An 8,547-nucleotide genomic window follows, 5' to 3' on the forward strand; every position below is an offset into this window, starting at 1 on the left:
CTGGTCGCAACAGCCGACGTGCCCGCAACTGCGGCACAGACGCAGGTGAACCCAGCGCCCGCCGGTCTCCAGGCATTCCTCGCAACCGCGCGAGCCGGGTTCGACCGTGGTGATGGCGTCGCCGTGGGTGCAGGGGGTCATGCCATGGTCCTTCCGGCCTGTTCGGCGATCAGCGCATGGATCTGGGCGACGACCGCAGCGCCTTCGCCGACTGCCGCCGCAACGCGCTTGGTTGAGCCGGCGCGCACGTCGCCGATGGCGAACACGCCCTTGCGGCTGGTTTCCAGCGGGCGCGGACCGGTACCGGTGACGACGAAGCCCTTCTCATCCGTATCGACGCAGCCCTTGAGCCAGTCCGCGTTGGGATCTGCGCCGATGAAGAGGAACAGGTGCCGCAGTTCGCACCGATGCGTGGTCCCCGTCGCCTTGCGGAAGGTCGCCGCCGAAAGGCCCGATTGCGCATCCCCCTCCAGCGCGACAACTTCGCAGCCTACATGCACGTCCACGTTGGGCAGCGCGGCGATGCGCTCGATCAGGTACTGCGACATGGTTTCGGCCAGCGGGCGCCGCACGAAGAGGTGCAGCCGCTTCACATGCGGCGCGAGGTAGGCGACCGCCTGCCCCGCAGAGTTGCCGCCGCCGACGAGCGCGATCTCTTCCCCCGCGCACAGCCGTGCCTCGATGGGTGAGGCCCAGTAGGAAACGCCGTTGCCCTCGAACATGGCCAGCCCCTCTACCTCGGGCTGCCGGTAGCGCGCGCCCGAAGCGATGACGATGGCCCGCGCGTCGATGCGCCGGTCCCCGTCCAGTTCGAGCCCGAGGCCAGCTTCCGAGCAGTCGAGGTGGTGGACCTTCAGAGGCACCGCGATCTCCGCCCCGAACTTGAGCGCCTGGTTAAAGGCGCGTCCCGCCAGTGCCTGCCCGGAAATTCCGGTAGGGAAGCCCAGGTAGTTCTCGATCCGCGCCGATGCGCCCGCCTGCCCGCCGCTGGAACGCTCGTCCAGCACCACCACCGAGAGCCCCTCGGAGGCGGCATAGACCGCCGCCGCCAGTCCCGCCGGTCCCGCGCCGACGATGGCGACGTCGTAAGGTTCGTTCCGCCTGAACTCGGGCAGCATGCCAAGGCAGGTCGCCAGTTCCAGCTCGCCCGGATTGCGCAGGAAGGCGCCGTCCGGGCAGACGACGATAGGCAGGTCGTCCGGCAGCACCCCCATCCGCTCGATGAAAGCGCGGCCCTCCCCTTCCGCCTCGGCATCGAGCACGAGGTTGGGATAGCCGCTGCGTGAAAGGAAGCCCTGCAGCCTGACGAGGGCCGGGCTGCCAGGGCGCCCGATCAGGATCGTCCCTGCCTCGGCATCCTCGATCAGTTCGACGCGGCGCAGGATCAGTGCGCGCATGACGATCTCGCCCACGTCCGCCGATCCCACCATCAGAGCCCGCAAGTGCGGCGCATCGAACGGCAGCGCGGTGCAGCCTTCAGGTCCCGCGCAGCCGCGCGCAATGGTGGGGCGACCGGCCAGCTGGTTGACCTCGCCGCTGAACTGGCCCGCGTTATAGGTGGTATAGACCTGATCGTCGTTCAGGCCGTGCCGCCGCGAGACCTCGATGCCGCCGTCCAGCACCAGCCACGTCGGCACCCCCTGCTCGCCGATGGCGTAGACGACCTCGCCCGGCGCGAACCGCCGCTCCGGCCCGCTGGCGAAGCGGCGCGCAGTCTCGACCTGTGCGGGGTTGAGCACGGGAAACATCTGGTGCTGGCGGGTGGCCCGGGTTGTCATGTCGCTCGTTGCACTCCTCGATGGTGCCTGCAGCGCAGGCAGACTAGCTCAATTCACCCGCGATGGTCGGGAGAAGTTCGGCCACGGTGGGATGGATGTGCACGGTGCGGCGCAGGCGATCGGCGGTCGCGCCGTTCGCCATCATGTCGAGGACCGCGTGGATCGCTTCATCCCCACCGGTGCCCAGGATGGTGGCGCCGAGGATCGCGTCGCTATCCGCATCGACAACGATCTCCATGAAGCCGGTCGTCTCGTCCTTTTCCACGGCGCGACCGACGCGGGTCATCGCCCGGTGCCCGATCTGGACCGTGCGGCCAGCTGCCCGTGCCTGCCCGGCGCTGAGGCCGACGCGCGCCAGCGGCGGGTCGGTGAACAGCGCATAGCAGGCGATCCGGTCCGCCACTTTGCGGTCCGCCCCGTCGAGCAGGTTTTCCGCCACGATCTCGAAGTCGTTGTAACTGGTGTGCGTGAAGGCGCCGCGCCCGTTGCAGTCGCCCAGCGCCCAGATGCCGGGTACAGAGGTTTCCAGCCGCTCGTCTACGACGATGTAGCCGCGCGCGTCGGTCTCCACGCCTGCCGCCTCCAACCCGAGGTCATCGGTATTGGGAGCGCGCCCCACCGCCATCAGGACGTGGCTGGCAGCCACCGTATCGGGATCATCGCTGCAATGAAGGCCGACGTCGATGCCGCCGTCCTCGCGCGCATGGAAGCGGATGCACTCGGCATCGGTGCGGATCGCCAGCCCTTCCGCCTCCAGCATGGCGCGGATCGCAGCCGACACCGGCGCATCCTCGCGCGAAACCAGGCGCGGGCCTTTCTCCACGATGGTCACGCGCGCACCGAGGCGGGCGAAGGCCTGTCCGAACTCCAGCCCGATATAGCTGCCCCCGATAACGACGAGGTGTTCGGGCACCGTGGTCATCTTCAGGATCGAGCTGTTGGTCAGCAGCGGCACGTCGCGCGCGCCTGGCATGTCGGGGATCGACGCTCGCCCGCCGACGTTTATGAAGATGCGGTCGGCTTCTAGCAGCTCTTCGCCCACGCGCATGATGCGGGCGTTTTCGAACCGGGCGTGGCCGTAGATGAGCGTGCAGCGCTCCATCTCCGACAGCCACTTTTCGTTCCGGCCCCGCGCACCGGCGGCAACTGCGCTGGTCCGGGCATGGACGCGGGCCATGTCGATGGCGATTGGACCGGTGTTAACCCCGTAGTCTGCTCCGCGCCGGGCAAGGTGCGCGGCATAAGCGGAGGCGACCAGCGTCTTGGTGGGCATGCAGCCGGTGTTGACGCAGGTGCCGCCGACCAGATGGCGTTCGATGATCGCCACGTTCTGCCCCGCCGCGGCAAGGCGGCCCGCGAGCGACGGCCCCGCCTGTCCCGCGCCGATGATGATGGCGTCAAACCGGCGGGTCATGCGTGCAGCACCACCGCGATGCCTAGCACGATCGCTACCAGATCCTCGACCAGCGCGGCGGGGGTACCGCGCCCGAACAACCGCATCAGCGCCGCCCGTGCCGCCGCGCCGCCCAGCGTGCCGACTACCGCTCCGGCCACCCCGGCAACGAGGCCGACGATCCACGAGCCGCCCCCAGAAGCGCTGGCCGAAGCCAGCGCCGCTCCGGCAAGCCCACCGCTGACCAGCCGCGCGCCGAACTGTTGCGGCACCTTGCGGCTCGGCGTTGAGGGCAGCTTGTCGGTGGCGAGTTCGGTCAGCGCCGCCACGGCAGTATCCAGGGGGTGAAGCGATAGCCCAGCCATTCGAGCCAGCCGTCCTTGATTGCCACAAGGCCGCAATAGGCAGCCCAGCTCACCAACACCGGCGCCATCATCGCGCGCAGGCCGGCCACAATGCCGTTAAGGAATGACAACAGGATGATCATCGGTTCCTCCTCGAAACAGGGTTTCCGGGGCGCCAGACGCGACGCTGATCTGTAGCGCTGCATTGCCCTGCGGTCGAGAAGGATCGCAGGGCAGGGCGCAGCCACTACGGATTTTGATCGGGCTCTACGTAGGCGGGTGTCTTAAAGCGGCGCAGGAAGGTGCGTTACTCAAGTCTGGCGCGCCCGGTCAGCCAAGGCGGGATAACCGAACCTTTCAGCGCGTCTGAGAATCTCGATGCCTTCATCGTCCTTCGTTCCCCCAAAGCCGGGGAAGATCACGACGAAAAAAAATTACTCAAAGAGATCCAGTTTTCCGGGATCAGATCACCAGCTTTCGAACATCGAGATTTGGCGAAGGCTGACGTTTGGCTGGCCCTGCCGGAAGGGCAGTGATGTCCTAAGATATGGCGTTCTGCCCCGGTGAAACCCAACCTTCTGCCGCCTCTCAACCGGCGTTCTGAACTGCCGGCTGCGGCACGTGCGCTTTCACATCTTCAATGCCCGTCAATGGCCGATTGGCGACCGTGTGCTGCCTATCGGCTACCCTGATCCGGGGCTGGCACCTCGGATGGCGCCTCGTCAGGCTCATCGATATTAGGCACCTCGGGTACGATTTCCGGAGGTTCCTGGAATGGGGTCTCGGCAGGTGGCATATCCGGCGGCATCTCAATCGGCGATTGCGGATTGATAATGTCGGGCGGCGGGATCTCTGGATTCGAAGCCATGAAATTATCCTCTCGCTGAGATAGCGAACACGAATATCCGTGGTTCCTGAATTCCAGGCGAAGTCGGAAGAAACTCTGTCTTGGAGTGAACATCAAAATGAAAGACGCCGGTTTGTTGTTGCGCAGGCAGGCCAAATCGGGCGCTTGATGTGAACTTCCCTGTCTCGCACGGCATCAAGGCGGAACGCGGTTAAGCGCCGGACGTTTGATTTGAGCAAACACCCTGTTGGAGGGCGTGAAAATCAACCGGCAACGGCAAAGGAATGAACATGGCGGATTCAGCCGCAGCAACTCCGACCCTCGTTGAAGCGGATACCTCCGGGCTGAAGGTGCGGTCTCGCGATGGCGACAACCTTGGCCATATCAAATCGTTCATGGTCGACAAGCGCTCTGGCCAATCGACCTATGCTGTATTGAGCCTTGGTGGTTTTCTGGGCTTCAACAAAAGCTTCTATCCAGTGCCCTTCAGTGTGCTAGCCTACGACGCACCGGCTGATGACTATGTGGTCACTATCGATAGGCGCGTGCTGGAAGGCGGCCCGAGTTGGGCGAACAATGCGCCTGAGTTCAATCAGGCGTATGCCGATCGCGTGTCGAGTTACTATGGTACGCCATCTACGCAGATCGTCTGATGGCGGTCCGGTAGCGCCCAGTTCAATCCCTCGATGGCCTATGGCTTGGACTTTCCGTTGCTGCCGGGTTTGGGCGGCTGCTTGTATCGGATATGGACGCCGCGACCCGGTGTGCGCCTGACTTCGAAGGCTCCGGTCTTTTCCACCAGGTCGCCGAGCTTGGCATGGCCGAAAGTGCGAGCGTCGAAGTCGGAGGAAAGCGCGGCAAGGCGCTGGCCAACGCCGCCCAGCGAAACCCAGCCGTCGTCGTCTTCAAGTTGTTTCACGGCGCGCCGGATCAGTGGAACTGCCATGGTGGGGGAGCGGGCGGCCGAGGCAGGGCGCTGATCCGGTCTCTCCGGCTCGTCGGAGGTCGGGGCTTCGGGCAGGAGGTTTTCGGTGTAGATAAAACGCTTGCAGGCCTGGCGAAAGCTTTCAGGCGTCTTCTGCTCCCCGAAACCGTAGACATCGATTCCCTGTTCGCGGATGCGGGCGGCAAGACGGGTGAAGTCGCTGTCCGAAGACACCAGACAGAACGCCTCGAAGCGGCCGCTATGGAGCAAATCCATGGCGTCTATGACCAGAGCAATATCCGATGCGTTCTTGCCCACCGTGTTGGCAAAGTTCTGGTGCGGCATGATCGCATGGGTGGCGAGGACATCCGACCAGGATTTAAGCCTGCTTCCCGAAAAGTCGCCGTAGATACGGCGCACGCTGGCTTCGCCAGCGTTGTGGGAGCAAAGTGCAGTTAGCCGGGCGCGTGTGCATTTCTCTTCTCGTTTTTGCTAAACTGGCAACGGGCGCGCTAATCGTTCGCCTTGGCGTTTCAGCTCCCACTTGCTCACGACCGCAGTCGCAATTGCATTGCCCAGCACGTTGGTAGCCGTACGCCCCATGTCCATGAAATGGTCTACGGCAAGGATGAAGGCGATCCCTTCGACAGGCAGGTCGAACTGGCCGAGTGTAGCCGCAACGACGACCAGCGATGCGCGTGGTACAGCGGCGATGCCCTTGCTGGTCACCATCAGCACCAGCAGGATCGTGATCTGGGTCAGGATCGGCAGGTCGATGCCGTAAGCCTGCGCGATGAACAGCGTGGCGAAAGTGGCGTACATCATCGAGCCGTCGAGGTTGAAGCTGTACCCTAGCGGCAGAATGAAGCTGTAGATGCGCCGGGGTACGCCGAACCGGTCAAGCTGTTCCAGCATCTTGGGGTAGGCCGCCTCGGACGAGGCGGTAGAGAAGGCCAGCAGCACCGGTTCGCGGGTATGGCGCAGCAGGGCAAATATCTGCCGCCCGAGAAACAGCCCGCCCGCACAGATCAGCAGCAGCCATAGCAATGCCAGTGCGAGATAGAACGAACCAACGAGCTTTCCGAATGTGCCGAGCACGCCGATCCCTTCAGTCGTCACCGCTGCCGCCAAGGCGCCGAACACGGCCAGAGGTGCCATCCGCATGACATAGCCGGTGACGGTCAGCATCACCTTCACCATCGCCTCGATCAAGGTGACGATGGGCTTGGCCTCTTCCCCGATCGCGGTGAGCGCCACGCCGACGAAGATCGAGAACACGACGATCTGCAGGATCGAATTCTCCGCCATCGCTCCCACCATCGACGTGGGGAAGACGTGCAACACGAAATCGCGAAAGTTCAGCGCCTGGGCATCGACCGTTGCAGCGCCGCCGGTGCGGACCAGATGCAATCCTTCGCCCGGAGCGAGCAGGTTCACCAGGACCAGCCCCAAAGCCAGAGACAGCAGGCTGGCGGTAAGGAACCACGCCATCGCCCGCCCGCCGACCCGGCCTAGCGCCGCGCCGTCTCCCATATGCGCCATGCCCGCTACCAGTGTCGAAAACACCAGCGGAGCGATGATCATCTTGATCAGGTGCAGGAATACATCGGCGAGGAGGTGGAAATAGCCCGCGACCTCTTTCGCCGTGTCGGGCGTGTCGCCGACAAGCTGGTTGGCGGCGAATCCCGCGCAGACGCCGGAAACCATCCCGGCGACGATGAAAGTCGTCAGGCGACGTGACATAGGCAGTTCTCTTCGGAAGAGGGGCAGTCAGGACTCAAAAAGGACCCGGTTCCGCCAGAGTGGGCGGAACCGGGGTCAGGATGGGTCCGGTCAATTCTTGGCGGCGGGTGCCTTGCGGTAATCGAGCGATGGCGCCTTATCGCCGAGCAGCGAGCGGTAGACGAAGTTCGCACCGCGCCGTTCGTCCAGTTCCTTCTTCGCGGCGGCCAGCGTTTCCGGGCTTTGGAACAGCTGGGCGGCGGTCAGGGCCAGAGTCTTGCTGGCAACTTCGGCGCCCTTGGTGCCGATGCTGGTGCCGCTGGCGGCAACGGCCTGCCAGCTGTGCGGCGGCGTGCCGGGCACCCAGGTACCGGTCGAAAGGCCGGCAGTGGGCGTGGTGTAGCTGACGTCGCCGACATCTGTAGAGGCCGACATGATCTCTCCGCTGGAATAGGGGGCGACGCCCGACGCCTGCTTGCGGCCACCCTTGGGCAGCGTGGTCGCGATCCTGTCGATGAAGGCCTGTTCCTCAGCCGTATATGTGGGCAGCGGAACCTGCTTCAGGTTCTCGTACATCATGCGGCCCAGCGTATCGTTGGGCAGCAGATCGAAGGTGCCGCCGATCTGGTCGTACTCGACGGTGGTGCCGGTGCCCAGCGCGGCGCCCTCTGCGGCTTTCTTGACGCGTTCCATGATGTCGGCGACCTGCTGCTGGTCGGGATGGCGCACATAGTAGTAGACTTCCGCCGTGTCGGGCACGACGTTAGGCGCCTTGCCGCCATCGGTGATGACGTAGTGTATGCGCGTTTCCTGGGGAACGTGCTCGCGCATCATGTTGACCATGTTGTCCATCGCCTCGACCCCATCGAGAGCGGAGCGGCCACGCTCGGGCGCAGCGGCGGCGTGCGAGGCAAGGCCGTGGAAGCGGAACTTGGCGCTGACGTTGGCAAGGGCATGGCCCTGCATCGCGCTATAGCCATCACCGGCGTGCCAGTGCAACATGGCGGAGACGTCCTTGGTAAGACCCGAACGAACGAGGAAGACCTTGCCCGAGCCACCTTCTTCGGCAGGTGCACCGTAGACTCGCAATTCGCCCTTGATGCCATGGGCCATCATCCAGTTCTTGGTGGCGATGGCCGCAGCCACCGAAGCCGCACCGAACAGGTTGTGGCCGCAGGCATGACCGGCAATGCCGTCGATCACGTGGCGCTCCGGCTCTGCCGCCTGGGCGAGCCCCGGAAGGGCGTCGTATTCGGCCAGAATGCCGATCACCGGCCCGTCTCCGGTCTTGAAGCTGGCGATGAAGGCGGTGGGCATGCCGGCGACCCCGGCCGTCACCTTGAAGCCTGCAGCCTTCAGGTCCTTTTGCAACAGGCCGGAGCTTTTGGTTTCCTGAAAGCCGACTTCGGCCCAGGACCAAATCTGCAGCGCGTTGCGCGCCATCGCGGGCGACCCGCGATCGACTTCGGCAAGGATCGCCTCACGGTCGGCATCGGCCAGTGGTTCTGCCAGGGCGGGGGTCGCGGCCAGAAGTGCGG

8 protein-coding genes and 1 pseudogene are annotated in these 8,547 nt (G+C 64.6%); 2 read left to right on the forward strand and 7 right to left on the reverse strand.

Going from position 1 to position 8,547, the window contains the following annotated elements:
* Window positions 1–137: 137 nt before the first annotated feature.
* The 4 genes from RT424_RS11145 to RT424_RS11160 are packed head-to-tail and all read right to left on the reverse strand — an operon-like array spanning window position 138 to window position 3,658.
* A complete protein-coding gene (locus tag RT424_RS11145) occupies window positions 138–1,778 on the reverse strand; it encodes an FAD-dependent oxidoreductase (protein WP_313437759.1) in 1,641 nt (546 codons plus the stop codon).
* Between the two features lie 43 nt (window positions 1,779–1,821).
* Window positions 1,822–3,192, reverse strand: coding sequence for an FAD-containing oxidoreductase (locus RT424_RS11150; RefSeq protein ID WP_313437762.1), 1,371 nt, complete (start codon window positions 3,190–3,192; stop codon window positions 1,822–1,824).
* Complete coding sequence (locus RT424_RS11155) at window positions 3,189–3,500, reverse strand: hypothetical protein (RefSeq protein ID WP_313437764.1); 312 nt, start codon at window positions 3,498–3,500, stop codon at window positions 3,189–3,191. Before RT424_RS11155 ends, RT424_RS11150 begins: the two co-directional genes overlap by 4 nt.
* Complete coding sequence (locus RT424_RS11160; protein WP_313437766.1) at window positions 3,488–3,658, reverse strand: hypothetical protein; 171 nt, start codon at window positions 3,656–3,658, stop codon at window positions 3,488–3,490. Before RT424_RS11160 ends, RT424_RS11155 begins: the two co-directional genes overlap by 13 nt.
* Before the next feature lie 159 nt (window positions 3,659–3,817).
* Between RT424_RS11160 and RT424_RS11165 the strand changes: the two genes are divergently transcribed.
* Both RT424_RS11165 and RT424_RS11170 read left to right on the forward strand, forming a co-directional pair.
* Window positions 3,818–4,051, forward strand: a complete 234-nt coding sequence (locus tag RT424_RS11165) for a hypothetical protein (RefSeq protein ID WP_313437767.1) — start codon at window positions 3,818–3,820, stop codon at window positions 4,049–4,051.
* A gap of 601 nt (window positions 4,052–4,652) precedes the next feature.
* The gene (locus tag RT424_RS11170; RefSeq protein ID WP_313437770.1) at window positions 4,653–5,015 is read left to right on the forward strand and encodes a PRC-barrel domain-containing protein; all 363 of its coding nucleotides are present in this window, start codon (window positions 4,653–4,655) and stop codon (window positions 5,013–5,015) included.
* Between the two features lie 38 nt (window positions 5,016–5,053).
* Here the strand turns inward: RT424_RS11170 and RT424_RS11175 are convergent.
* The 3 genes and pseudogenes from RT424_RS11175 to RT424_RS11185 all read right to left on the reverse strand — a co-directional run.
* Window positions 5,054–5,719 (reverse strand): annotated as a pseudogene (locus RT424_RS11175) (NYN domain-containing protein); the annotation flags it as partial.
* Window positions 5,720–5,779: 60 nt separating this feature from the next.
* A complete protein-coding gene (locus tag RT424_RS11180; protein WP_313437773.1) occupies window positions 5,780–7,030 on the reverse strand; it encodes a dicarboxylate/amino acid:cation symporter in 1,251 nt (416 codons plus the stop codon).
* 90 nt (window positions 7,031–7,120) lie between these two features.
* Window positions 7,121–8,547: amidohydrolase (locus RT424_RS11185; RefSeq protein ID WP_313437776.1), on the reverse strand; the 1,427-nt coding region annotated here is incomplete at its 5' end.

The sequence above is a fragment of the Novosphingobium sp. genome (genome assembly GCF_032093395.1).
GTDB lineage: Bacteria > Pseudomonadota > Alphaproteobacteria > Sphingomonadales > Sphingomonadaceae > Novosphingobium.

What these genes read in the sequence shown, in the direction of transcription:
- RT424_RS11145 (WP_313437759.1), bottom strand. Translation starts at nt 1,778, where the DNA reads ATGACAACCCGGGCCACCCGCCAGCACCAGATGTTTCCCGTGCTCAAC.
- RT424_RS11150 (WP_313437762.1), bottom strand. Translation starts at nt 3,192, where the DNA reads ATGACCCGCCGGTTTGACGCCATCATCATCGGCGCGGGACAGGCGGGG.
- RT424_RS11160 (WP_313437766.1), bottom strand. Translation starts at nt 3,658, where the DNA reads ATGATCATCCTGTTGTCATTCCTTAACGGCATTGTGGCCGGCCTGCGC.
- RT424_RS11170 (WP_313437770.1), top strand. Translation starts at nt 4,653, where the DNA reads ATGGCGGATTCAGCCGCAGCAACTCCGACCCTCGTTGAAGCGGATACC.
- RT424_RS11180 (WP_313437773.1), bottom strand. Translation starts at nt 7,030, where the DNA reads ATGTCACGTCGCCTGACGACTTTCATCGTCGCCGGGATGGTTTCCGGC.